At 52.7% G+C, this 24,804-nt stretch carries 19 protein-coding genes and 1 pseudogene; all 20 read left to right on the top strand.

Features of this window, described 5'->3' with window-relative positions; translation table 11 throughout:
• Nucleotides 1–18 precede the first annotated feature (18 nt).
• Nucleotides 19–4,350: a PolC-type DNA polymerase III gene (locus NSS83_RS05565; protein ID WP_341347832.1), complete on the top strand. Its 4,332-nt coding sequence runs from the start codon at nt 19–21 to the stop codon at nt 4,348–4,350.
• Nucleotides 4,351–4,552: 202 nt separating this feature from the next.
• Nucleotides 4,553–5,020 carry a ribosome maturation factor RimP gene (gene rimP, locus NSS83_RS05560; RefSeq protein WP_036724721.1) on the top strand — a complete coding sequence of 156 codons (468 nt, stop codon included), beginning with the start codon at nt 4,553–4,555 and terminating at the stop codon, nt 5,018–5,020.
• 26 nt (nt 5,021–5,046) lie between these two features.
• On the top strand, nt 5,047–6,144 hold the full coding sequence (gene nusA / locus NSS83_RS05555; protein WP_036692613.1) for a transcription termination factor NusA: 1,098 nt from the start codon (nt 5,047–5,049) through the stop codon (nt 6,142–6,144).
• A 30-nt stretch (nt 6,145–6,174) separates the two neighbouring features.
• Nucleotides 6,175–6,483 carry a YlxR family protein gene (locus tag NSS83_RS05550; RefSeq protein WP_036692616.1) on the top strand — a complete coding sequence of 103 codons (309 nt, stop codon included), beginning with the start codon at nt 6,175–6,177 and terminating at the stop codon, nt 6,481–6,483.
• A pseudogene (locus NSS83_RS05545) lies at nt 6,476–6,794 on the top strand (YlxQ family RNA-binding protein); the annotation flags it as partial. The gene NSS83_RS05550 and the pseudogene NSS83_RS05545, both read left to right, overlap by 8 nt.
• On the top strand, nt 6,792–9,440 hold the full coding sequence (gene infB / locus NSS83_RS05540; protein ID WP_341186782.1) for a translation initiation factor IF-2: 2,649 nt from the start codon (nt 6,792–6,794) through the stop codon (nt 9,438–9,440). The pseudogene NSS83_RS05545 and the gene infB, both read left to right, overlap by 3 nt.
• Before the next feature lie 18 nt (nt 9,441–9,458).
• On the top strand, nt 9,459–9,806 hold the full coding sequence (gene rbfA, locus NSS83_RS05535) for a 30S ribosome-binding factor RbfA (RefSeq protein WP_173133324.1): 348 nt from the start codon (nt 9,459–9,461) through the stop codon (nt 9,804–9,806).
• A gap of 26 nt (nt 9,807–9,832) precedes the next feature.
• The gene (locus tag NSS83_RS05530; protein WP_341185392.1) at nt 9,833–10,810 is read left to right on the top strand and encodes a bifunctional oligoribonuclease/PAP phosphatase NrnA; all 978 of its coding nucleotides are present in this window, start codon (nt 9,833–9,835) and stop codon (nt 10,808–10,810) included.
• Nucleotides 10,807–11,721, top strand: a complete 915-nt coding sequence (gene truB, locus NSS83_RS05525) for a tRNA pseudouridine(55) synthase TruB (RefSeq protein WP_341185393.1) — start codon at nt 10,807–10,809, stop codon at nt 11,719–11,721. The genes NSS83_RS05530 and truB overlap by 4 nt, the downstream gene beginning before the upstream one ends.
• Before the next feature lie 36 nt (nt 11,722–11,757).
• Nucleotides 11,758–12,705: a bifunctional riboflavin kinase/FAD synthetase gene (locus tag NSS83_RS05520; RefSeq protein ID WP_341185394.1), complete on the top strand. Its 948-nt coding sequence runs from the start codon at nt 11,758–11,760 to the stop codon at nt 12,703–12,705.
• 149 nt (nt 12,706–12,854) lie between these two features.
• A complete protein-coding gene (gene rpsO, locus NSS83_RS05515; protein ID WP_019910460.1) occupies nt 12,855–13,124 on the top strand; it encodes a 30S ribosomal protein S15 in 270 nt (89 codons plus the stop codon).
• Nucleotides 13,125–13,348: 224 nt separating this feature from the next.
• The gene (pnp, locus tag NSS83_RS05510) at nt 13,349–15,451 is read left to right on the top strand and encodes a polyribonucleotide nucleotidyltransferase (RefSeq protein WP_341185395.1); all 2,103 of its coding nucleotides are present in this window, start codon (nt 13,349–13,351) and stop codon (nt 15,449–15,451) included.
• 264 nt (nt 15,452–15,715) lie between these two features.
• Entirely contained in the window at nt 15,716–16,702 is a 987-nt protein-coding gene (locus NSS83_RS05505; RefSeq protein ID WP_341185396.1) for a polysaccharide deacetylase family protein, read from the top strand.
• 79 nt (nt 16,703–16,781) lie between these two features.
• On the top strand, nt 16,782–18,047 hold the full coding sequence (locus NSS83_RS05500; protein ID WP_341185397.1) for a pitrilysin family protein: 1,266 nt from the start codon (nt 16,782–16,784) through the stop codon (nt 18,045–18,047).
• On the top strand, nt 18,025–18,471 hold the full coding sequence (gene dut / locus NSS83_RS05495; protein WP_209879021.1) for a dUTP diphosphatase: 447 nt from the start codon (nt 18,025–18,027) through the stop codon (nt 18,469–18,471). Before NSS83_RS05500 ends, dut begins: the two co-directional genes overlap by 23 nt.
• 179 nt (nt 18,472–18,650) lie before the next feature.
• Nucleotides 18,651–19,547 carry a dipicolinate synthase subunit DpsA gene (dpsA, locus tag NSS83_RS05490; RefSeq protein WP_341347831.1) on the top strand — a complete coding sequence of 299 codons (897 nt, stop codon included), beginning with the start codon at nt 18,651–18,653 and terminating at the stop codon, nt 19,545–19,547.
• On the top strand, nt 19,548–20,144 hold the full coding sequence (locus NSS83_RS05485) for a dipicolinate synthase subunit B (protein ID WP_341147960.1): 597 nt from the start codon (nt 19,548–19,550) through the stop codon (nt 20,142–20,144). It begins immediately after the preceding gene.
• Between the two features lie 218 nt (nt 20,145–20,362).
• Nucleotides 20,363–21,583: an aspartate kinase gene (gene dapG / locus NSS83_RS05480; protein WP_036692638.1), complete on the top strand. Its 1,221-nt coding sequence runs from the start codon at nt 20,363–20,365 to the stop codon at nt 21,581–21,583.
• Nucleotides 21,584–21,599: 16 nt separating this feature from the next.
• The gene (gene dapA / locus NSS83_RS05475) at nt 21,600–22,475 is read left to right on the top strand and encodes a 4-hydroxy-tetrahydrodipicolinate synthase (protein WP_341185399.1); all 876 of its coding nucleotides are present in this window, start codon (nt 21,600–21,602) and stop codon (nt 22,473–22,475) included.
• Nucleotides 22,476–23,054: 579 nt separating this feature from the next.
• Complete coding sequence (locus tag NSS83_RS05470; RefSeq protein ID WP_036692641.1) at nt 23,055–24,740, top strand: ribonuclease J; 1,686 nt, start codon at nt 23,055–23,057, stop codon at nt 24,738–24,740.
• Nucleotides 24,741–24,804: the final 64 nt, after the last annotated feature.

Raw genomic sequence — 24,804 nt, 5'->3', positions numbered from 1 at the left:
GAGTTAGGTGGGGAATGCATGGAGCATAACGTGGAGAGAAGAAAGAGATTTGAGCTGTTGATGAAGCAGGGGGAGATTCCGCCTGCCATGATTGATCCTTATTTTGTAGACGGACAGATTGAACGGGTGGAGATTAGCCGCGGCAACCATGACTGGCATATCGTGATTGCGAAGACAACCCTAATTCCCGCCCAGACCTACAGGGCCTTTATCCTAAGAATGCGTGAGAAGCTGCAGCATATTGCCAAGGTCAGCTTCTTGTTCCTATATGATGATACTGTAAGCAGAGCTGATATTGTGCAGGAGTACTGGGGCATGTTCCTGGAGTGGGTCCAGCGTGAGATTCCTTCCGTCAACGGTTGGCTGACGCGTTCCAGTCAGGAGCTGCGGGACGGTACGCTCATCCTTAGCCTGAATGATTCGATGTCACTTGAGCTGGCCCGCAAGAAGGGTATCGAAGCCGCCATTATTAAATATTATGATAAATATTTCGCACTTCCCCTCAAGGTCAAGCTGCAAATGGCCGAGGACGAGAGTAAGAGCAAGGCGGATGCCTATGAGGAATTCCAGCAAAAGCTCCAGCAGGAGCAGCGTGAGCTGGTAGAGCTGATGATGATGAATAGCGAGCCGGACGAGCCTGAAGAAGCCGGGGACCCAAATGAGGTCATTAAGCTTCAGGTAGGGAATGACATCAAAGAGCAGGCCGTCTCCATTCTGGAGATTCAGGATGAAGAGAAGAAGATTACAATCCAGGGGACGATCTTCGGGCTGGACCGCAAGGAGCTGCGTAACGGAAATACGCTGTTCACCTTCTGCATCACAGACTTTACAGATTCCCTGCAGATGAAGATGTTCGCCAAGACCAAGGAAGAGCTGAAGATCATGGGTCAGCTGGCTAACGGCAAATGGGTCCGTGCGCGCGGTAAAGTGGAATATGACCGGTTCATGCAGATTCCCGAGCTGGTGATGATTCCTTCGGATCTGACTGAGGTATCGGCGCCCCCTGCCCGTAAGGACAATGCCAAGGAGAAACGTGTGGAGTTCCACTTGCATACGACTATGAGCACGATGGATGCGGTAGCACCGATTGATGCCTATGTCAAAACAGCTGCGAAATGGGGACACCCGGCGCTTGCAGTGACCGACCACGGCAATGTTCAGAGCTTCCCGGATGCGAACCACGCCGCCCATAAGCATAAGCTCAAGATGCTTTACGGTGTGGAGGCCAATGTAGTCAATGATGCGGTCAATATCGTGGAGAATGCGCAGCCGCTGGAGCTCAAGACTGCAACCTATGTTGTCTTCGACATCGAGACCACGGGGCTGTCCATTACACGCAACAACATCACGGAGCTTGCTGCGATCAAGATGTGCGAAGGCAAAGAGCTGGACCGTTACACCACCTTCGTTAATCCGCATGAGAAAATCCCCTACCACATCCAGCAATTAACGAACATTACGGATGAAATGGTCAAAGATGCCCCGGATTTGGAACCGGTACTGAGGGAATTTGTGGAGTTCGTAGGAGACAGCATTCTCGTTGCGCACAATGCGCGGTTCGATATGGGCTTCATTCAAGCTTCTCTGAAGAAGCTGGGTCAGCCGGAGCTGCCGAATCCTTCACTGGATACGCTGGAGCTGGCGCGTCTGCTCTTCCCGAGCATGAAGAACCACCGGCTCAATACGCTTGCTGACAAGTACAAGGTATTGCTGGAGAGCCATCACCGTGCGGTGGATGATACGATTGCATTGGGCGGGATTCTGAACGGTCTCTTAGCCGATGCTGAGAAGATGAAGGGCTTGACCCGGCTGGACCGGCTGAATGATTATGTAGGCAATGACCTGTCGAATGTTCGGCCGTTTCACTGCGGCATCTATGCACTGAATCCGATCGGCAAAAAGAACCTCTATAAGCTGATTTCAATGTCTCATACCGAGTACTACAAGCGCGTACCCTGCATTCCCAAATCGAAGCTTGAAGAGCATCGTGACGGACTGCTCGTCATATCCGGCTGTGAGCGGGGCGAGTTCTTCGAGGCTGTGCTGAATAAGACCGTGGAAGAGGCGATTGAGGTTGCCCAGTTCTATGATGTTCTGGAAATCCAGCCGCTGACTATGTACATGCATCTGGTGGATAAAGGATTCGTAGCGAGTCCAGAGGACCTGCGGAGTGTTGTACGCAAAATCTGTGAGATCGGTGAGCAGATGAATAAGCCTGTGATTGCCACGGGGAATGTGCACTATCTGGAGCCGCGCGATAAGCTGTTCCGCGATATTACAATCCACGGGATTACCGGGTTCAGTCCGCTGAAGGACCAGAACAAGCCGGACGCCCACTTCCGTACAACCGATGAGATGCTTGCTGAGTTCGAATACCTGGGTGCAGCCAAAGCGAAGGAAGTTGTGGTCACGAATACGGTTGAGCTGGCTGAGCGGTTCGAGGAATACGACCTGTTCCCAAGCGATCTCTTCACGCCTATTATTGAAGGGGCAGATGATGAGATCCGCAATACCTGCTATGACACAGCCAAATCGATCTACGGCGAAGAGCTGCCGGAGGTTGTGGTTGCCCGTCTGGAGAAGGAGCTTGCCCCGATTATTAAATACGGTTTCTCCGCTAACTATCTGATCTCGGAACGGCTTGTCAAAAAGTCGAACCAGGACGGTTATCTCGTCGGTTCCCGTGGCTCGGTAGGCTCGTCTGTAGTGGCAACATTCCTTGGAATCTCGGAGGTTAACCCGCTTCCGGCTCATTATATTTGTACCAATTCGGAATGCCGGCACAGCGAATGGTTCCTGGACGGAAGTGTGCCAAGCGGCTTCGACCTGCCGGATAAGGACTGTCCGGATTGCGGCGGCAAGCTTAAGGGAGAAGGCCAGGATATTCCATTTGAGACCTTCCTGGGCTTCAAAGGGGACAAGGTTCCCGATATCGACCTTAACTTCTCCGGGGAGTATCAGCCGAATGCTCATAACTTTACCAAAACGATGTTCGGTCCTGATAATGTATTCCGTGCGGGAACCATCGGTACGGTGGCGGAGAAGACCGCCTTCGGCTTCACCAAGAAATATGAAGAGCATCACCAGAAGCGCTGGCGCGGCGCGGAGGTTGGACGGCTTGCCGCCGGCTGTACCGGTGTGAAGCGCAGTACGGGGCAGCATCCCGGCGGTATCGTTGTTTTGCCGGACTACATGGAGATCGAAGATATCACTCCAGTGCAGTTCCCGGCAGATGACGTTACAGCCGAGTGGAAGACCACTCACTTTGACTATCACGCCTTCGATGCCAACCTGCTCAAGCTCGATATCCTCGGCCACGATGATCCGACCATGATGCGCATGCTGCAGGATCTGACTGGTGTGGACCCGACGACTATTCCAATGAATGATCCCAAGGTGATGAGCATGTTTAACTCCACAGATGCGCTGGGAGTAAGGCCGGATCAGATCCGGACTCCGGTAGCAACTTATGGGGTGCCGGAGATGGGGACGAAGTTCGTCCGCCAGATGCTTGTGGAAGCGAAGCCGTCCAGCTTTGCCGACTTGCTGCAGATTTCCGGGCTGTCCCATGGAACCGGCGTGTGGCTGGGGAATGCCCAGGAGCTGATCAAGAACAATACCTGCAACATTAAGACGGTAATCGGCTGCCGTGATGATATTATGCTCTATCTGATCTATAAGGCGGGCATGGATGCCAGTCTGGCCTTCAAAATTACGGAGAGCGTGCGTAAAGGGAAGGGACTGCCGCCGGAGTGGATTGAGGAGATGAAGAATTGCAAGGTGCCGCAGTGGTACATCGATTCCTGTCTCAAAATCCAGTACATGTTCCCGAAGGCCCATGCCGCGGCTTATGTTATTTCAGCGGTGCGCACAGCCTTCTTCAAGCTGTATCATCCGATAGAATACTATGCGACTTACTTCTCGGTCCGCGCGGCCGATTTCGATATCGAACTGTGCTGCAAAGGCTACGAAGCCATTGCGCGCCAGCTGGTAGAGATCGAAGCCAAGGGCTTCCAGGCGCTGCCTAAGGAAAAAGCCATGCTTCCGGTCCTGGAGATGGCCCTGGAGATGACCGCACGCGGCTTCACCTTCAAGAACATTGATCTGTACCGCTCGGATGCTACCAAATTCACAGTGGATGGCACCAGCCTGACCCCTCCATTCTCCTCGCTTGCGGGAATCGGGGATAATGCTGCGATTAATATCGCCGCTGCCAAGGACGCAGGAGAATTCCTCTCCATTGAGGATTTCCAGCAGAAATCCAAGGCCAGTAAAACGGTGATTGAGCTGCTCACGGGAATGGGCTGCTTCCGGGGATTGCCGGAGAGCAACCAGCTTTCACTGTTCTGACAATCGGCTCAAGTGATAGCATATACAGTCCTTTAATGTCCTCATAGAAAGGGGAGTCAAGGGCTGGTACTTGTCAGTGCTGCCTCACTATGGTATAATTTTTTTGGTAATAATGAGATAAGTCCGTTGTGTAAAGAGTGGGGAAACCCACTCTTTATCTTTGGTATATAGCAAAAGACAAGTTCGTGGAGGTAATCTTCTTTTGAGCACACCCAAATCCAAAATTAAACAAACGGTAGAGCAGCTGCTCGGGTCCTATCTCGAGGACAATGGTTTCGAACTGGTGGATGTTGAATACGTGAAGGAAGGCTCCAACTGGTTTCTGCGCGTATTCGTAGACAAAGAGGGCGGCATCGATATCGATGACTGCGGCACCATCAGCGAATATATCAGCCAGAAGCTGGATGAGAATGATCCGTTCTCCGAAGCGTATTTCCTTGAAGTCTCCTCGCCGGGAGCTGAGCGTCCGCTCAAGAAAGCTGCGGATGTCGCCAAGGCGGTAGGCAAAGACGTATATGTAACGGTCTATGAGCCGATTCAAGGACTCAAAGAATTCGAAGGCCGTTTGCTATCATTCGAGAACGAGGAACTGCTCATCTCCGCGGGCAAAAAAGAACATGTGGTACCTTACGCCAAGGTCGCCAGTGCGAGATTGGCCATTATTTTTTAACGTCTTGAAAGGGGGACCGGAATTTCATGAGTATGGAGTTTATTGAAGCTATGAATGAACTGGAAAGGGAGAAAGGCATCAGCAAGGATGTGCTGTTCGAAGCCATCGAAGCGGCGCTGATCTCCAGCTATAAACGCAATTTCAATGCGGCGCAGAATGTGCGTGTGGATATGAACCGCAACACAGGCGTAATCAAGGTATTTGCCCGCAAACTGATTGTGGAGGAGGTTCTCGATGCACGTACCGAGATCTCGCTCCTGGCTGCCCGGGAGATCAACCCGCATTTCCAGCTGGAGGATATCGCCGAGCAGGAAGTCACGCCGCGTGATTTCGGCCGCATTGCCGCCCAGACTGCGAAGCAGGTGGTTACCCAGCGTATCCGCGAAGCGGAACGCGGCCTGATCTATAACGCTTTTATCGACAAGGAAGATGATATTGTAACCGGCCTTGTACAGCGTCAGGATATGCGGAACATCTATGTGGATCTTGGCAAAATCGAGGCGGTTCTTCCGCTAAGCGAGCTGATGCCTGGAGAGAAGTTCAAGCAGAGCGAGCGTATCAAAGCTTATATCACTAAGGTGGAGAACACGACCAAAGGGCCGCAAATTATGCTGTCCCGCAGTCATCCGGGTCTGCTGAAGCGTCTGTTCGAGCTGGAAGTGCCGGAGATTTTTGACGGGGTGGTGGAGATTCGTTCCGTTGCCCGCGAAGCCGGCTTCCGCTCTAAGATCGCCGTGTTCTCGCGCAATCCCGAAGTGGACCCGGTGGGCTCCTGCGTAGGGCCGAGAGGCACACGTGTACAGACCATCGTTACTGAGCTTCGCGGTGAGAAAATTGATATCGTCAGATATTCCGAACTGGTGCAGGAGTACGTAGCCAATGCGCTTAGCCCGTCCAAGGTGCTTGAGGTTCAAGTCTTTGAACCTGAGAAAATGGCCCGCGTCATTGTTCCTGACTATCAGCTGTCGCTGGCTATTGGCATCAAGGGGCAGAACGCCCGTCTTGCCGCCAAGCTGACCGGCTGGAAGATCGATATCAAGAGCGAGACTCAGGCGGAGCAGGAATACGGCAGACCCAGATCGTCCAATGATGAAATGCATCAGGATTCCGTCTCCATCGATTAATGAATGCTGACTGACGGGAGGTGCTTTGTTATGAAGCAAAGAAAGGTGCCGCTGCGTAAATGCGTTGCCAGCCAGGAGATGATGCCCAAGAAAGAGCTGATTCGCGTGGTGAGAACGCCTGAAGGCGAGGTGCTGATCGACCTGACAGGCAAGAAGTCGGGCCGTGGCGCTTATATTTGCGGTAAACTGGAATACTTTAAGCTAGCACAGAAGACCAAAGCACTTGACCGGGCATTGAAATGCCAGGTCAGTCCTGAAATCTATGCCCAGCTTGCCCGGGATTTTGCATCCGTGGAGGAGCAGTTTTTGGCAGCGAAGGATAGTGAGGACAATGAGTAAGACACTTTCTTATTTAGGGCTTGCGATGAGAGCAGGCAAGATTGTCACCGGCGATGAGGCTGTGCTTAAGGCAGTACGGTCTTCAGAGGCGAAGCTGGTCGTCCTGGCAGGTGACGCTTCAGATAATACCCAGAAGAAGTTCCGCGATAAATGCGGGACCTACGATATTCCACTAGTAATCGCATTTCACCGGGATGAACTCGGTGCAAGTATTGGTAAAGACCAGCGCGTTGTGCTGGCCGTTACGGATAAAGGATTCGCGGAAATGATCTCCAGAACGCTTGGAGATACTGTCGGAGGTGGAGTTATTGACTAAAGAAGATAATAAGGATAAGCTGCGCGTATACGAATATGCAAAGTCTTTGAACATGAGCAGTAAAGAAATTATTACCATTCTGAAGCGTTTGGATGTCCCGGTGAATAATCATATGAGTGTCATGGAGAATGGCTCTGTGAACAAAGTTGAACAGTTCTTCAAGGACATCAAGTCAAACGCTGCAGCCAAGCGGGACACCGGCACCAGCAGCCGTCCGGTAAATACCGGTTCGGTAACCGCCGAAGTACGCAGTGCTCAGAATACCAACAAAATTCAATCGGAAAAGCAGGTAGGTATGAACAGTAACCAAAACAACAACCAATCGACGACGTCCCCAAGGCCCCAAAGCGGACAAGATTCCCGCAGAACACAAACATCAGGCTCCGCTCAGAATTCCCGCCCGCAGGGCAGTTCAAGCAGCAGCCGTCCACAAAGCAGTTCGACTGGCAGCCGCCCGCAAGGCAGCTCCACTGGCAGCCGTCCGCAAGGCAGCTCCACTGGCAGCCGTCCGCAAAGCAGCTCCACTGGCAGCCGTCCGCAAGGCAGCTCTACTAGCGGCAGCCGCCCACAGGGCAGCTCCACTGGCAGCCGTCCGCAAGGCAGCTCTACTAGCGGCAGCCGCCCACAGGGTAGCTCTACTGGCAGCCGTCCGCAAGGACAAGGCGGCGCACCACGTACAGGTGACCGTCCGCAAGGACAAGGCAATGCAGGCGGAGGTTTCTCACGCAATGACGGCCCTAAGAAGAATACCACTGGCGGCAGACCTGGCGGCAATAACAGCGGCCAGAAGCGTTACGACGACAACAAGGGCGGCAACTATCGCGGCCGTGGCGGCAAGAACAACCGCGGCAGAAACCAGCCGACCGTATATCGTGAGAAGATTGACAACACACCTAAGAAGATCATTGTCCGTGGCAGCATGACCGTGGGTGAAACCGCGAAGCTGCTTCACAAGGATGCTTCGGAAGTGATCAAGAAGCTGATCTCGATGGGGGTAATGGCCACCATCAATCAGGAGCTTGATATCGATACGATTCTGCTTCTGGCCGGCGAATTCGGCGTAGAAGTAGAAGTGAAGATTCCGGTGGACGAAGACAGCTTCGAGACCGTGGAAGAGAATGATTCCGAAGAGGATCTGATGACACGGCCACCGGTTGTAACGATCATGGGTCACGTTGACCATGGTAAAACAACCCTGCTCGATGCCATCCGTTCCACGAATGTATCCGGCGGCGAAGCGGGTGGAATTACGCAGCATATCGGTGCCTATCAGGTTGAGATTAATCATAAGAAAATCACATTCCTCGATACTCCGGGCCATGAAGCGTTCACCGCCATGCGTGCCCGTGGTGCCCAGGTTACAGATATGACGATTATCGTTGTAGCGGCAGATGACGGCGTAATGCCTCAGACCGTTGAAGCGATCAACCATGCGAAGGCAGCCGGACTTCCGATCATTGTGGCAGTTAACAAGATCGATAAGCCGGGCGCAGATCCTGACAAGGTGAAGCAGGAGCTTACAAGCTATGAGCTGGTACCGGAAGAGTGGGGCGGCGATACAATCTTCGTCAACCTGTCGGCTAAGCAGCGCATTAACCTTGAAGAGCTGCTGGAAATGATCCTGCTCGTTGCCGAAGTGAATGAGTACAAGGCGAACCCTGACAAACGGGCACGCGGTACTGTTATAGAAGCTGAGCTTGACAAGAACCGTGGACCGGTTGCCCGTATTCTCGTGCAGAATGGTACGCTGAAGGTCGGAGACGCATTTGTAGCGGGTAACTGCTTCGGCCGCGTACGCGCCATGGTGAATGACAAGGGACGCAAAATTAAGGAAGCGGGACCTTCCACTCCAGTGGAAATTACCGGTCTGACTGAGGTACCGCAAGCGGGCGATCCGTTCATGGCCTTCGAAGATGAGCGTAAAGCACGCGCGATCTCTGACAGACGTTCTACAACGCAGCGCCAGTCCGAGCTTAACACGAACACACGCGTTACGCTGGATGATCTGTTTAAACACATCAAGGACGGCGAGATCAAGGATCTCAACGTTATTATCAAGGGTGACGTTCAGGGTTCGGTAGAGGCGCTGAAGGGCTCCTTGGCCAAGATCGAAGTCGAAGGCGTACGCGTGAAGATCCTTCACAGCGGTGCCGGTGCGATCACGGAATCCGATATTACCCTGGCAGCAGCCTCCAATGCTATCGTGATCGGCTTCAACGTTCGTCCGGATGCCCAGACGAAAGCGGCAGCCGAGCAGGAGAAGGTGGATGTGCGTCTGCATAACATCATCTACAATGTCATTGAAGAGATCGAAAGTGCCATGAAGGGCATGCTTGATCCTATCTATAAAGAGAACGTTATCGGCCATGCCGAAGTGCGCAACGTATTCAAAATCAGCAAAGTGGGCAGTGTCGCAGGTTGTATGGTTACCGACGGCAAAATTACCCGCAATGCTGAAATGCGCCTGATCCGCAGCGGTATCGTTGTCTTCACAGGCAAAATCGACACCTTGAAGCGTTTCAAAGATGATGCAAAAGAAGTGGCACAGGGTTATGAATGTGGCATAACTTTGGAACGCTATAATGATGTCCTTGAAGGTGACATCATCGAAGCATTCATCATGGAAACGGTAGAGCGCTAAGCGAAGAGGTGAAATAAGATGTCTAAAATCAGAGCGGGACGGGTTGGCGAGCAGATCAAGAAAGAGCTGAGCCAGCTCATCCAGAGCGGACTAAAGGACCCGCGTGTCGGGTTCGTAACTGTAACTGGCGTAGATGTGACGAACGATCTGTCGCAGGCCAAGGTATACCTGAGCGTATTCGGGGACGAGGAGCAGAAGTCAGACTCACTTAAGGCGATTGAGAAAGCGAATGGTTTTCTCCGCTCGGAGCTTGGCAAAGCGATCCGCCTGCGCCATACGCCAGAGCTGATCTTCAAAATTGACGAATCCGTTGCTTACGGAAGTCATATTGAGAAGCTGCTCGGCGAAATCGGCAAAAACGAATAGGCTACGGAACATAAAGGAGACGGCGAATGCAGAGCTATGAACAAAGTCTCCAGCAGACGCGTAAGTTTCTGCTGGAACACGACGATTATCTTGTAGTGTCGCATGTTCAGCCGGACGGAGATGCAGTCAGCTCCACCCTCGCGGTGGGCTGGCTTCTCTCATGTCTGGGCAAAAAATATTTGATGCTGAACGAAGGCCAGATTCCGCAGCGAATGGAATATTTATGGCATGCCGATCAGATTGTCAATCTGTCTGAGGGTTCGTTGCCCCGCCAGTACAGCCATGTGATCTGTGTTGACTGTGCGGATTTCCAGCGTGTAGGACTGACCCAGCAGCATTTCACCAGTGATGCACTGATCTTGAATATAGACCATCATCCAACGAACAACGGCTACGGCGCGGTGAATCTCATCAAGCCGGATGCGGCCGCGACAGCAGAGATTCTGTTCGATCTGCTGAAGATCTTTGAACTCAAGTGGGATATTGATATTGCCACAGCCATTTATACCGGGCTGTTAACGGATACCGGCGGTTTCCGTTACAGCAATACTTCTCCTAAAGTGATGGCGGCCGTATCCGAGCTGCTGGCAATGGGTGTGAATGGACCGGACCTGGCAGAGACTCTGCTGGAAGAGATGACACTTCCTCAGGTGAAGGTGCTGAACCGCGCACTTAGCACATTACAGCTTAGTCCTGAAGGAGATATAGCCTGGGTGTATGTTACACCTAAGGATATGCTGGACTCCGGAGCGGCCAATGAGGATCTTGAAGGGATTGTCAACTATCCCCGGAATATCCGCGGGGTAGAGGTAGGTATTCTGTTCAAGGTTATTGATGACCATGCGGTAAAGGCCAGTCTTCGTTCAGCAGGTAAGGTGGATGTGGCGCTACTTGCGCAAGCCTTCGGCGGCGGCGGACACACCCGTGCAGCAGGCGCGCGTATTAATGGAACTCTGGAAGAAGCTGTGGCACAGGTGCTGGAGGAGGTCAAACGTCATTTATGAGTGAGCTTACAGGAGTTCTGGCTGTATATAAGCCGGCAGGGTTCACTTCACATGATGTTGTGGCCAAGGCGCGGCGCATTCTGGGCATGAAGCGGATAGGACATACCGGGACCCTTGATCCTCAGGTAACCGGAGTTTTGCCGCTCTGTCTGGGCCGCGCTACCAGAGTAGTGGAGTATATCCAGGAACTGCCCAAGGAATATGTTGCCACACTGCGGCTGGGAATGGCCAGTGATACAGAGGACCTGACCGGGACGATTACGGAATCCGTGGAGGAGGTTCATGTCACAGAAGCCGAAGTGCTGGCTGTGCTGAACTCCTTCCGGGGCGTAATCTCGCAGGTGCCACCGATGTATTCCGCAGTGAAGGTGGACGGCAAGCGTCTGTACGAGCTGGCCCGGGAAGGCAAGACCGTAGAGCGCAAGAGCCGTGAAGTGGAGATTTATGAGATTGAGATGCAGCAAATGGTCTGGAACGGCAACTATCCGGAGATCACTTTCCGGGCGTTATGCTCCAAGGGGACCTATATCCGTACCCTCTGTGTAGATATCGGACGTAAGCTTGGTCTTCCCGGTGTAATGGTGAAGCTGGAGCGCACGATGTCGGCCGGGATCTCTGCCAGCCATTGCCTGACTCTGGAGCAAATTGCGCAGCACAAGGAAGGCGGCACACTGGATGAGCATCTGATTGCTGCTGACGAGGCGATTTCGCATTTGCCCAGACATACCGTTGCCGAAGAGAAGAAAAAAGCAGCCCTGCAGGGGCAGCGTTTATCGACCCGGTTTGTAATGCCGGAAGTGAAGCAGGCCGGAGATTTCCGTCTCTATGATCAGCAAGGGGAGTTCCTCGGTATTTATGCTCTGGAGGCTAACGGAGCTATTGCACCTGTTAAGGTGTTTGCCCAGGTCTAAACTTTAATTTATTTGCGAATGTAGGTGAGAAACAGCGTGAGAACCGTAACGTTAAGCTATCCGATGCTGCCTGAGGCGGCAGCACAGTACGCGCAGCCTCAAGTAGTTGCCCTGGGACAGTTCGATGGACTGCACCTCGGGCATGCCAGTGTCATCACATCAGCTGTTGCTCTTGCCCGTGAGGCAGGTGTACCCGCAGCGGTGATGACCTTCTACCCCCATCCCAAGGATGTTATGGGCAAAGGGGATTATGAGGGATATTTGACCCCCTCTAAGGATAAGCAGGAGCTGCTTGCCGGGATGGGTGTTGAGCTTTTATATATAATTGAATTTAATGAAGAGCTCTCCCGGGTGAGTCCGGCGGACTTTGTCTCTGTGATGCTGCTGCCGCTGCAGATTGTAACTGCAGTTGTGGGGTTCGACTTCCGCTTCGGCTACAAAGGTGAGGGGGATGCGGACACGCTCTCAGAGCTGGGACAAGGTGCGATGAAGGTAGAGACGGTCGCTCCGTTCCTGCTTGAAGGAGAGAAGGTCAGCAGCTCGGGTATCCGCAAGAGCTTGCTGAGCGGGGAACTGGGTAAGGCTAATGCCTGGTTTGGACGTTGTTATCACCTGCGCGGTACCGTAGGGCACGGGGAGAAGCGGGGCCGGACCATCGGCTTTCCGACAGCTAACCTGCAGCTCGAAGACCGCTATGTTATTCCGGCCAAGGGCGTATACGCCGTCAAGGTCTTTTACCGGGAAGAGGTACTCTACGGGGTGATGAACGTCGGAGTGAAGCCAACGTTCCACGAAGGCGTGACCACTCCAAGCTTTGAGGTGCACCTGTTTGATTTTGCCTCAGATATTTACGGACAGGAGCTTAAGGTGGAACTGGTCTCCTATATCCGCTCCGAGCGCAAGTTCGGGTCCATCGATGCTTTGATTGCACAGATCGGCGCAGATGCTGAGACGGCCAAAGGGATGCTGGGATATCATTCCTAATCTTTCCGGACAAGCCGTTTACTTTTGCCTGTGAAGGTGCTATACTGATTAACGTTGCTGGAATGACAGCATATGAACCTTAGCTTGGTTACTTGTTCTCACCGACGGTGACGAGGCTACTGGCGATTATAATGAAGGAGGTGAACAGGATGGCATTGACTCAAGAACGTAAACACCAATTGATCGACGAGCACAAAACTCACGAATCCGATACTGGATCCCCTGAGGTGCAAGTTGCTATCCTTACGGAGAACATCGTTAATTTGACTGACCACTTGCGTACGCACAAGAAGGATCATCATTCCCGCCGCGGACTGCTGAAGATGGTTGGACAACGTCGTAAACTGCTGGCGTATTTGAAGAACAAAGACATCAGACGTTACAGCGCCCTGATCGAAAAACTGGGATTGCGTCGTTAATTTTCCATAAGTTAAGCCCAAAAGCAGCCTGGTTGTATACCGTATGTCCTTCTTACGAGCGACAGCGGGACAGCCGGGTTGCTTTTTGAAAATTTAGGGTAGACTTTTAGAATTGACAAGTTGATAGCATTCGCAAAAACGGCTATAGCACTTCTGCGGAGGACAAGCCGTTTTTGCTTGTAGAACATACAGGAACGTATTATTACCATTCAAGGAGGGGTTTTATGGAACAACGTGTGGAAATGCAGCTGGGCGGAAGACGCCTTGTGCTGGAAACAGGCCGTCTGGCCAAACAAGCGAACGCAGCCGTGATGGTGCGTTACGGGGATACTTCAGTATTGTGTACGGTTACAGCATCCAGTGAGCCTAAAGATCTGGATTTCTTCCCGCTTACAGTGAACTATGAGGAAAGATTATATGCAGTAGGCAAAATCCCTGGCGGATTCATCAAACGTGAAGGACGTCCGAGCGAGAAAGCGATTCTGTCCAGCCGTCTGACAGACCGTCCAATTCGTCCATTGTTCCCGGAAGGGTTCCGCAATGACGTTCAAGTTTTGAACCTGGTGATGAGTGTGGATCAGGACTGCGCGCCTGATATTGCTGCCATGATCGGTACTTCCGCTGCGCTCAGCATCTCTGATGTACCGTTCAACGGACCCATCGGCGGCGTGGCTGTAGGCCGGATTAACGGAGAATTCATCATCAACCCTGATCAAGCCCAGCAGGCAATCAGCGATATCTATGTGGTTGTGGCCGGTACAAAGGACGCTATCATGATGGTAGAAGCAGAAGCCAATGAAGTGACTGAAGAAGTGATGCTTGAAGCGATCATGTTCGGACATGACGAGGTCCGCAAGATTGTGGCTGTGATTGAACAGCTCGTAGCCGTTGCCGGTAAAGAGAAAATGGCAGTTAAGCTGCATGCGGTTAATGCGGATGTGAATACAGAGGTTCGTGCTTTTGCGCAGAGCCGTCTGGTGGAAGCCGTAAGAATTGCCGAGAAGCATGCCCGTCAGGATGCTATCGATCTGGTGAACAACGAAGCGGTGGCGTATTTCGCAGAGAAATACATAGAAACCCCAGAGCTTCTTAAGGATGTTAAGGAAGCCCTGCATGATATCGTGAAGGATGAAGTCAGACGTCTGATCACGCATGACAAGGTTCGTCCGGATGGTCGTAAGTTAGATGAGATCCGTCCGATCGAATGTGATACAGCTTTGCTGCCGCGTACGCACGGTTCCGGTCTGTTCACACGCGGCCAGACACAGATTCTTAGCGTATGTACACTGGGCGCACTGGGCGATGTGCAGATTCTGGACGGTATCGATCCGGCTGAAACCAAGCGCTTCATGCACCACTACAACTTCCCTCCGTTCAGCGTAGGGGAAGCCCGTCCGCTAAGAGCACCGGGACGCCGCGAGATCGGCCACGGGGCACTAGGTGAACGTGCATTATCCAAGGTCATTCCAAGTGAGACTGAATTCCCGTACACCATCCGTCTGGTATCCGAAGCGATTGAATCCAACGGCTCCACCTCCCAGGCAAGTATCTGTGCCAGTATTCTCGCGATGATGGATGCAGGGGTACCTATCAAGGCGCCTGTAGCCGGTGTAGCGATGGGTCTGATCAAGGACGGGGAGCATGTATCCATCCTGACAGATATTCAAGGCATGGAAGATCACCTCGGCGATATGGACTTCAAGGTAGCAGGTACAGCAGAGGGCGTAACGGCGATTCAGATGGATATCAAAATCGACGGTATCGACCGCAAGATTCTGCAGGAGGCGCTTGAGCAGGCAAGAGAAGGCCGGATGTTCATTCTGGGCAAAATGAATGAAGCGATCGCAGCTCCAAGACCGAGCCTGTCCAAATATGCTCCGAAGATCATCATCATCAATATTAACCCGGATAAGATCCGTGATGTGATCGGTGCCGGCGGTAAAATCATCAACAAGATCATTGAAGAAACCGGCGTGAAGATCGACATCGAACAGGATGGCCGCGTATTTATCGGTTCTTCTGACGAAGCTATGATCCAGAAGGCCCGTGGCATCATTGAAGGTATTGTGAAGGAAGTAGTGGTTGGTGAGATTTATGTGGGTACGGTCAGACGCATTGAGAAATTCGGCGCATTCGTTGAATTGATCCCTGGCAAAGACGGTCTTGTGCATATTTCCCAGCTGTCTACAGAGCGTGTTGCGAAGGTTGAAGATGTTGTGGCGATTGGCGACACGATTACCGTGAAGGTAACGGAGATCGACCAGCAGGGCCGTGTCAACCTGTCACGCAAAGCTGTGCTGACTTCAGAGAGCGGAGCGAAGGCGTAAGAAGTATTACGCTGCCGCTTCACCGCTATTTTAACTATAGATAAGAAGAGACAGAAGCAGTACAGTTCTGGCTCTTTTTTTTGGAAAAGTATACGCTGCGGTACCATCCTGACTGACGGTTATACCTTATCCGCTTGAAGGCGGCATCGATGCAGTATGCATAATTTGCCCTCTGCATACATAGGCTGGGACAAAGCGTCTCCGCACGGCTTGACCCTGGTGCGGAGACGGAACAGACCGTTTGTGCCGGGGAGGTAAAACGTCATGAAGACGGACAAGGCGGCGCTCGTGCTGGCTTGCATCGCAGTAGTAATTGGAATCGGCAGTACGAACGGACCCGTGAAAGAGATGATTGCCGGGCTTAAGCCTCAGGCGGATGCAGCCGTGATGAGCTATGCACTGAATCAGAGAGAGGATGATCTGCGCACGCAGATTACCCGCCGGGCCGAGGCGCTGAATGCGCAGCCTGTGAATGCTGTTGTTGACCGGGTATGGAAAGCCATACCGGGGTATAACGGGCTGGAGGTCGATGTGGAGGCAACCTACCGGAGCGCACTTTTACGTGGACCCGAAGCAAGCCTCAAACTGATGTACCGCCAGCTTAAGCCTAAGGTATCACTTGATGATCTGGGGGCGCAGCCGATCTACCGGGGGAATCCGGCGAAGCCGATGGTCTCGCTGATGATTAATGTGGCTTGGGGGAATGAGTATATCCGTCCGATGCTGGACATTCTGGATGCGGAGAAGGTGAAGGTCACCTTTTTTCTGGACGGAAGCTGGTTAAGCCGCAACAAGGAGCTTGCAGCTGAGATGCTGAAGCGCGGGCATGAGATAGAGAACCATGCGTATACGCACCCTAAGATGAGTATTCTCAGCCGGACGCGTGCCACTGCCGAGATTGAGAAGACGCAGAAGCTGCTGAAGGAAAGCCTGGGTGTGACGAATAAGTGGTTTGCTCCGCCGTCAGGAGACTTTAACCAGCAGACGGTGGAGATCGCCGCCTCACTGGGGCTGAAGACGGTATTGTGGACGCTGGATACAGTCGATTGGCGCAATCCGTCCCCGGAATCGGTGGTTGCCAAGATCAGCAGCCGGGTAGAGCCGGGAACTCTGATTCTGATGCATCCGACGGCGTCCTCTTCGCAAGCGCTTAGGGGGATGATCCGGGGGATCAGAGCCAAGGGCCTGCAGTTGGGAACCGTCAGTCAGACGCTCTCTCCTGAGCGTATCATACCGCCGGAAGTTGAGTGAACGCCTTATTTCTGATAGGATAAAAGGCGCGAATAACAAATACAGACAGAACCAGGGGCTGTGCCAGGAGGATTACACATTGGACAAAATATTATTATCGAACGGACTCCGGGTGGTGACCGAGAAGATCCCGACCGGCCGGTCCGTATCTTTCGGAATCTGGGTCAAGACGGGCTCCCGCAATGAGAACCCGCTGAACAACGGGATTTCCCATTTCATCGAGCATATGCTCTTTAAGGGAACTGACCGCTATAGCGCCAAGGATATTGCCGAACAGTTCGATGCCATTGGCGGTAACGTCAATGCGTTTACCTCGAAGGAATATACATGCTTTTATGCGAAGGTGCTGGATGAGCATCTGCCGATAGCCGTGGATGTGCTGGCAGATATGTTCTTCCGCTCACGGATGGATGCCGAAGAGCTGGCTAAGGAGAAGAACGTAATCCTGGAGGAAATCGCCATGTGCGAAGATACCCCGGACGATCTTGTCCATGAGCTGATGTGTGCTGCCGCCTACGGCGAGCACCCGCTGGCCTATACAATCCTCGGGCTCAAGGAACGCCTGCTGGAGATGACGCCGGATGATCTCCGTGCTTACATGAAGGAGCAGTACACCATTGAGAATACAGTCATAAGCGTAGCCGGTAATATTAATGACGGGCTGATCCCGCTGCTGGAGCAGCATTTCGGTTCCTTCACGAATCATGGGGAGTCGCCGGTGCTGACTGAGCCTGCATATCATGGGGAACTGGTATTCCACAAAAAGAAAACCGAGCAGAATCACATCTGCATCTCCCTGCCGGGTGTCCGCAGCGGCGGGCCGCTGCAATATCCGATGGCGCTCCTTAACAATGCGTTCGGCGGCGGCATGAGCTCCCGGCTGTTCCAGGAGATCCGTGAGAAGCGCGGTCTGGCTTATTCCGTCTTCTCGTACCACAGTGCCCAGGCTGACAGCGGCTTGTTCACGGTCTATGCCGGGACAGCACCGAAGCAGACCAAGGAAGTAACTGAGCTTATTAAAGAGATGCTGCGTGATCTGGCTGTGAACGGCCTGAGTGAAGACGAACTGCGTAAAGGCAAAGAGCAGCTTAAGGGGAGCCTGATTCTCAGTCTGGAGAGTACGGGCAGCCGGATGAACCGGATGGGCAAAAATGAGCTGATGCTCGGCCGTCAGGATACGCTGGATGAAATGATAGCCAAAATTGGAGCTGTAACCATGGAAGATATCGATGCTCTGCTGGACTTTATGTTCGCACAGCCGTTGTCTTTGGCAATGGTTGGTTCCACAGATAAAGCGATAGCCAATGTTAGGAGAGATGATCTTGCCTCATTACGTACAAATTAACAAACTACCAGGGAATGAGGATGTCCTGCTGCCCTGCAAAATGTCCGAACAGGCCTCGGGGTATGACCTGTATGCCGCTGTAGGAGAGCCTGTGGTGCTTGCTCCGGGCGAGCGGACGCTAATCCCCACGGGTATATCACTGGCTATGCCAGGCGGGCTGGAGGCGCAGATCCGTCCGCGCAGCGGGCTGGCCCTGAAGCATGGCATCACCTGCCTGAACACACCGGGCACCATCGATGCGGATTACCGGGGTGAAATAAAGGTACTGCTGATCAATCTGGGTCAGGAGCCGTTTGCAATTGCCCGCAACGAGCGGATCGCCCAGATGGTATTCCAGGCTGTGCCGGAAGTGACTCTGGTGGAAGTGGATGAGCTGTCTGACACGGTGCGCGGAGCCGGCGGCTTCGGGCATACCGGCAAATAGCATACGGGAATCCTATTTGTGAATTTAATAAAAGCTTGCGGATCACGCGCCTTCGGGTGTGCGGCTGCAGGCTTTTTTTGTCGTGAAACGGGAATTCCTCTCCGCTCTTCACCCATCGGCGGCTTCCGGCATAAGATGCTCTATAGTCGAATGTGGTTGTGGAAAGGAGCGTCATCCCTATGCTTACTGGCATCAGGATCGTGTTCCTGGGCGGGGACGCGAGACAAATTGAAGTGATTCGGAAATGTGTGGAATTGGATGCGGCCGTAAGCGTTGCCGGATTCGATACATGGGATGCCCCATGCCCGGGGGTAAGCCTGGAACTGTTGTCGCCCGAGCTGCTAGGTGAAGCGGATGTACTGGTGCTGCCGGCGGTCGGCTGCGATGATGAGGGTTACATTAACGCGCTGTATTCTTCGGAACGCCTTCAGCTGCGGGAGGAGCATGTAGCGGCTCTGCCGTCCCGGGCATTGGTGTACACCGGCATGGCTAAAAGCTATTTGCGCAGCCTGTGTGCCGGACATTCGCTGAAGCTGGTGGAACTGCTGAACAGGGACGATGTGGCGATCTATAACTCTATTCCGACAGCGGAGGGAGCTTTGGTGATGGCCGTACAGAACACGGACTTTACCATACACGGCTCCACATCGATGGTGCTGGGAATGGGCCGGACCGGGTTCACCATGGCCAGAACGCTCCAGGGAATGGGAGCAACGGTCAAAGTAGGCGTCAGGAAGCAGGAGCACTTTGCAAGAGCGGCGGAAATGGGCTGGAAGCCTTTTATGACAGAGGATTTGCTGCTGCATGCACCAGAGGCGGATCTGATCTTCAACACCATACCCGCTATGATTATCAACGCTCAGGTCCTGTCCCGGCTTCAGCCGCACTGCGTGATCATTGATTTGGCGTCCGCACCGGGCGGATGCGACTTCCCTTATGCCGAGAAGCGCGGGATCAAGGCGATGCTGGCACCGGGCCTGCCCGGGATTGTTGCCCCCAAGAGCGCCGGAATCATTATGGCAGGTGCACTGGTACAGTCGATATCGGACGAGACTTTAATCAGGGGGGATGAATGAATGGATTGGCACGGAAAAACAGTAGGTTATGCCATTACCGGCTCACACTGCACCTTCGCTGAGGTGATGCCGCAGATTCAGCGGTTCATGGATGGAGGGGCGAATGTGGTGCCGATTGTATCTGCTTCGGTACTGAATACCGATACCCGCTTTGGAACCTCGGAAAATTGGCTAAAACAGTTGAAAGATATAACAGGGAATGATATCATTTCTACAATTGTTGAAGCGGAGCCGCTGGGTCCTTCCAAGCTGCTGGATGTGCTGACGATTGCTCCCTGCACAGGGAACACAACAAGCAAGCTGGCGAACGCGATGACGGACAGTCCGGTGCTGATGGCAGCCAAATCGCAGATGCGCAACGGGCGTCCGCTGGTGCTGGCGATCTCGACGAATGACGGACTTGGGCTTAACGCCGCGAATATTGCGAAGCTCCTGGTAGCCAAACATATTTATTTCGTCCCGTTCGGACAGGATAATCCGGAGGGTAAGCCAAATTCGCTGGTGGCGCAGATGGATCTTATTCCTGAAGCCTGTTACGCCGCCCTGCAGGGTCACCAGTTACAGCCTATGTTAGTACAACGAATTCATTCTGCATAGCTTATATAAACAGCACAGGATTGTCCCGGAAGAGCGAATTTTAGCTGACGGACCCATAAGCTTCATTTCTGCCGTCCTCATCCCGGGGGCGGCACAAACAATTTTACGCTATAATAAGAGTCAGGTTATCGCGGCTACGAACACTTTTGCCTCGCGGGGTGATTTATTTCACGTAAAGTTCAGTAGTTCTGCTGAGAGAAGTAATGGAGGAATTATACATGGGTATTTTGGTGCAAAAATTCGGCGGAACCTCACTCTCCACACCAGTGGCCAGAGAACACGTAATCCGTCATGTCAAACGGGAGCTGGCCAGCGGGTTCAGCCTGGTGGTTGTAGTCTCGGCTATGGGCCGCAAGGGGGAACCCTATGCTACCGATACACTGCTTGATCTGGCGGTTCAGAGCGGGAATTCATTGCCGGACCGGGAACGGGATCTGCTGATGTGCTGCGGGGAGATCATCTCGGCGGCCAATCTGTGCGGTCTGCTGGAGCAGGAGGGCATTCGTTCGACGGTGCTGACAGGGGCGCAAGCCGGATTCCTGACCGACAACAGCTATGGTAATGCCAGAATCCTGGATGTGCGGACAGAACGCATTCTACGGGAACTGCGTGAGCATAAAGTAGTAATAGTAACCGGTTTCCAGGGCCAGACTGAAGCGGGTGATTTCACCACGCTGGGCCGCGGAGGAAGCGACACCTCAGCCACAGCCCTTGGGGCCGCATTGCGTGCGGATATGGTAGACATCTATACGGATGTGGACGGAATACTCACTGCTGATCCGCGGATTGTGGAAGATGCAAGACAGCTTACTTATGTCAGCTACACCGAGATTTGTAACATGGCGTATCAGGGAGCCAAGGTTATTCATCCGCGGGCTGTGGAGATTGCCATGCAGGCCCAGATTCCGGTGCGTGTACGCTCGACCTTCTCCGAAGCGGAAGGGACGCTTGTGACCCATCCCGAGGGCTTCAGCGATGTGTCCCATGGAGTCGTAGACCGGTTCGTCACAGGTGTTGCCTATGTCAGCAATATTACGCAGATCTCGGTGGAATGTCCGGAGGGCAACGGAACGGGCGTGCAGTTGCAGATTTTCAAGAGTATGGCCGATAACGGAATCAGCGTGGACTTCATCAATGTGACGCCGACCGAGGCTGTATATACGGTGTTCGATGACAAATCAGAGCAGGCGATTGCCGCGCTGCAAGAACTGGGTCTGCGTCCCAAGAGCTTGTCCGGCTGTGCCAAGGTCTCCGTCATCGGCGGAGGCATCAACGGTGTTCCGGGAATCATGGCGCATATCGTCGAAGCGCTCAGCTCGCAGAACATCCAGATTCTGCAGTCTGCCGATTCCAACACAACCATCTGGGTTCTCGTGAAAAAAGAAGATATGGTGCAGTCGGTTCGCGCCCTGCATGCCAAGTTTGAATTGCACCGCTGACAAGGAGGAATTCAAAGTGGATTTCGGAAGACTGATCACCGCAATGGTAACCCCGTTTGACGGGGAAGGAGAAATCAACTGGGAAGCAACTTCAAGGCTGGTCGATTACCTGATCGAGGAACAAAAGTCCGCTGCGCTAGTAGTTTGCGGAACAACCGGTGAATCGCCGACCTTAACCGATAAGGAGAAGCTGAAGCTGTTCTCCTACGTGAAGCAGCAAGCAGGCGGACGCTGTAAAATTATTGCCGGTACCGGCAGCAACAGTACCAGACATTCCATAGAGCTCACTAAGGAAGCCGAAAAAATCGGCGTGGACGGTGTGCTTCTGGTCGTCCCTTATTACAATAAACCGAATCAGGAAGGGCTCTACCAGCATTTCTCTGCCATTGCTGCCGCGACTTCACTGCCCTGCATCTTGTACAATGTGCCGGGACGAACGACAGTAAGCATGAGTGTAGCTACCACCCTGCGTCTGGCGGAGATTCCTAATATTGTGGCCACGAAGGAATGTGCTTCGGTAGACCAGATTACTTGGATTGCCTCGGCTTGTCCTAAAGACTTCCATGTTTACACCGGAGATGATTCCGCCGGCCTCGCGACGCTTGCTGTGGGGGGCCACGGTATCATCAGTGTGGCCAGCCATGTTGTGGGAGCACAGATGTCGGAGATGATCGAGGCCTTTAACTCCGGCGATGTCCGACGTGCAGGCGAGCTTCACCGGCAGCTGTTTCCGGTCTTCAAGGGAATGTTCGAGTGTCCGCAGCCGCTGCCCAATCCCTCAGCCGTGAAGTACGCGCTGGGGCTGCGCGGGATGGATGTCGGCTCGGTCCGTCTGCCGCTGGTTTCGCCGACGGAAGAAGAGGCGGCTTTCATTGCTTCACTCCTAAGATAAGATAGACCAGGATCTTCTTATACAATTTAACATGTGAAAAAGGAGCGATTCTCCATTATTGGAGGACCGCTCCTTTTATTTCTCCTGCATTAACTCCATGTTAAAAAAGTCAGGCATTACTGCGTTTTTTTGCTTGTCTTTTCCTCAAATATTGGCGGTTTGTTAAGGAAACAATAGGACCAGGTACAGGGTGACTTGTCTTTTGCCAAAAAAATCATGTATAATGAACTTAAGTGACTTGGTGCGGTTAATTGAATATGCGGTAATCTTCCGGCAATGCGGATTTGTTGCATTGTAAGACAGGATAGGTCCTTGAATAAGTCTGTGCTAAATATGCCGGATTTACGCGCGAGGGGCGCGGTGGTGGAATTTTGAGGGCTTTTGCCCGCTTCAAGAGGATATTACTGCCCGGATTCGGGAGTTTAGACCTGCGCAAGTATACAGACTTACCGGGAATTCCTTGTCGAAATAAGGAGTTAACAGCAATTTGATGTATATTACAGCGCCGCTGAAATATTGAAGCTCATTGTTAACAAATAAAAAGTATGACGTCCAACATCATAGGAGGGTTAGATTCATTTGTCCAAAAAAAACAATAACAACAACGACAAACTGACGATATTCGCACTTGGCGGAGTCGGTGAAATTGGTAAGAACATGTACGTAGTTCAGTACGGCAACGACATTGTAGTCGTAGACGCCGGTCTGAAGTTCCCTGAAGAAGATATGCTGGGTATTGATATCGTAATACCGGATATCTCCTACCTCACTGAGAACCGTGACAAGGTAAGAGGGATTGTTCTTACCCACGGCCATGAGGATCACATTGGCGGATTGTCTTATGTGCTTAAGAACCTGAATGTTCCTGTATATGGAACAAGACTGACCCTGGGCCTTGTAGAGAACAAGCTCAAGGAAGCGAACCTGCTGGGTGAAACGAAGCGGATTCTGATTAACGAGGATTCCGAGGTTGAGCTGGGCACATCGCTTAAGGTAACGTTCTTCAGAACGAATCACAGTATTCCGGATTCAGTCGGGGTATGCATTGAGACACCAGAGGGCAACGTTGTCCACACCGGTGACTTCAAATTCGACCACACGCCAGTCAACGGTCAATTTGCCAATCTGCACCGCATGGCTGAGATCGGATCGAAGGGCGTTCTGGCCCTGCTGTCAGACAGCACCAATGCCGAGAAGCCGGGCTTCACGCCTTCGGAGAAGAATGTCGGCATCGTGCTGGAGGATATTTTCCGCAAAGCTGAACAGCGTGTGGTAGTGGCAACCTTTGCTTCCAACGTGCATCGTATTCAGCAGGTAGTGAACGCTTCTGAAGCAACCGGACGCAAAATCACCGTTATTGGACGAAGCATGGTTAACGTAGTATCCATTGCTTCCGAGCTTGGTTATCTGCATATCCCTGACGGCATGCTCATTGAGCCTGAAGAGATGAACAGAATGGCAGGCAACCGTGTAGTAGTATTATGTACAGGCAGCCAAGGTGAGCCGATGTCGGCACTGACACGCATGGCGCGTTCCAGCCACCGCAAGGTAGATATTATGCCGGGCGACACTGTTATTATTGCAGCTACACCAGTACCGGGGAATGAGAAATATGTAGGCCGTACCATTGATGAATTGTTCCGTCTGGGTGCCAATGTTATTTACAGCGGCTCCAACTCCGGCGTTCACGTATCCGGTCACGGCAGCCAGGAAGAGCTGAAGCTGATGCTCAACCTGATGAAGCCGAAATACTTCATGCCTATCCACGGTGAATACCGGATGCAGCGCAAGCATGCACTTCTGGCGGAGTCTGTTGGTGTAGAGCCAAGCAATATCTTCATCACCGAGCTGGGTGAAGTGATTGAGATCTCCGGAGGAGCTGCTCGCAGAGCGGGTAAAGTAACTGCCGGTAACGTACTGATCGACGGACTGGGTGTCGGCGATGTAGGTAACATTGTACTGCGTGACCGTAAGCTGTTGTCGCAGGATGGTATTCTGGTGGTAGTGGTTACCCTCAGCAAGCAGAACGGAGCAATTGTCTCCGGTCCTGACATCATCTCACGCGGATTCGTGTATGTGCGGGAATCAGAAGGTCTCCTGGATGAAGCGAACCGCATTGTCTCGGGAACGCTGCAGCGTCTGATGAGTGAGAAGGTCAATGAATGGGCTTCCCTGAAGACCAGTGTCAAAGACTCGCTCGGCCGTTTCCTCTACGAGCAGACCCGCCGCAGACCGATGATCCTGCCGATTATTATGGAAGTATAAGAGAAGCATTCCTTAACAATATAGCTTTGGCAATAGCCTCTTTTCCCGGAAATATTGGACGGTT

It is taken from the genome of Paenibacillus sp. FSL H3-0469 (assembly GCF_038051945.1).
In the GTDB taxonomy this organism is placed as follows: domain Bacteria; phylum Bacillota; class Bacilli; order Paenibacillales; family Paenibacillaceae; genus Paenibacillus_AQ.
Note: the sequence above shows the minus strand (reverse complement) of the source record. Positions and strands in the feature narration are given on the sequence as shown.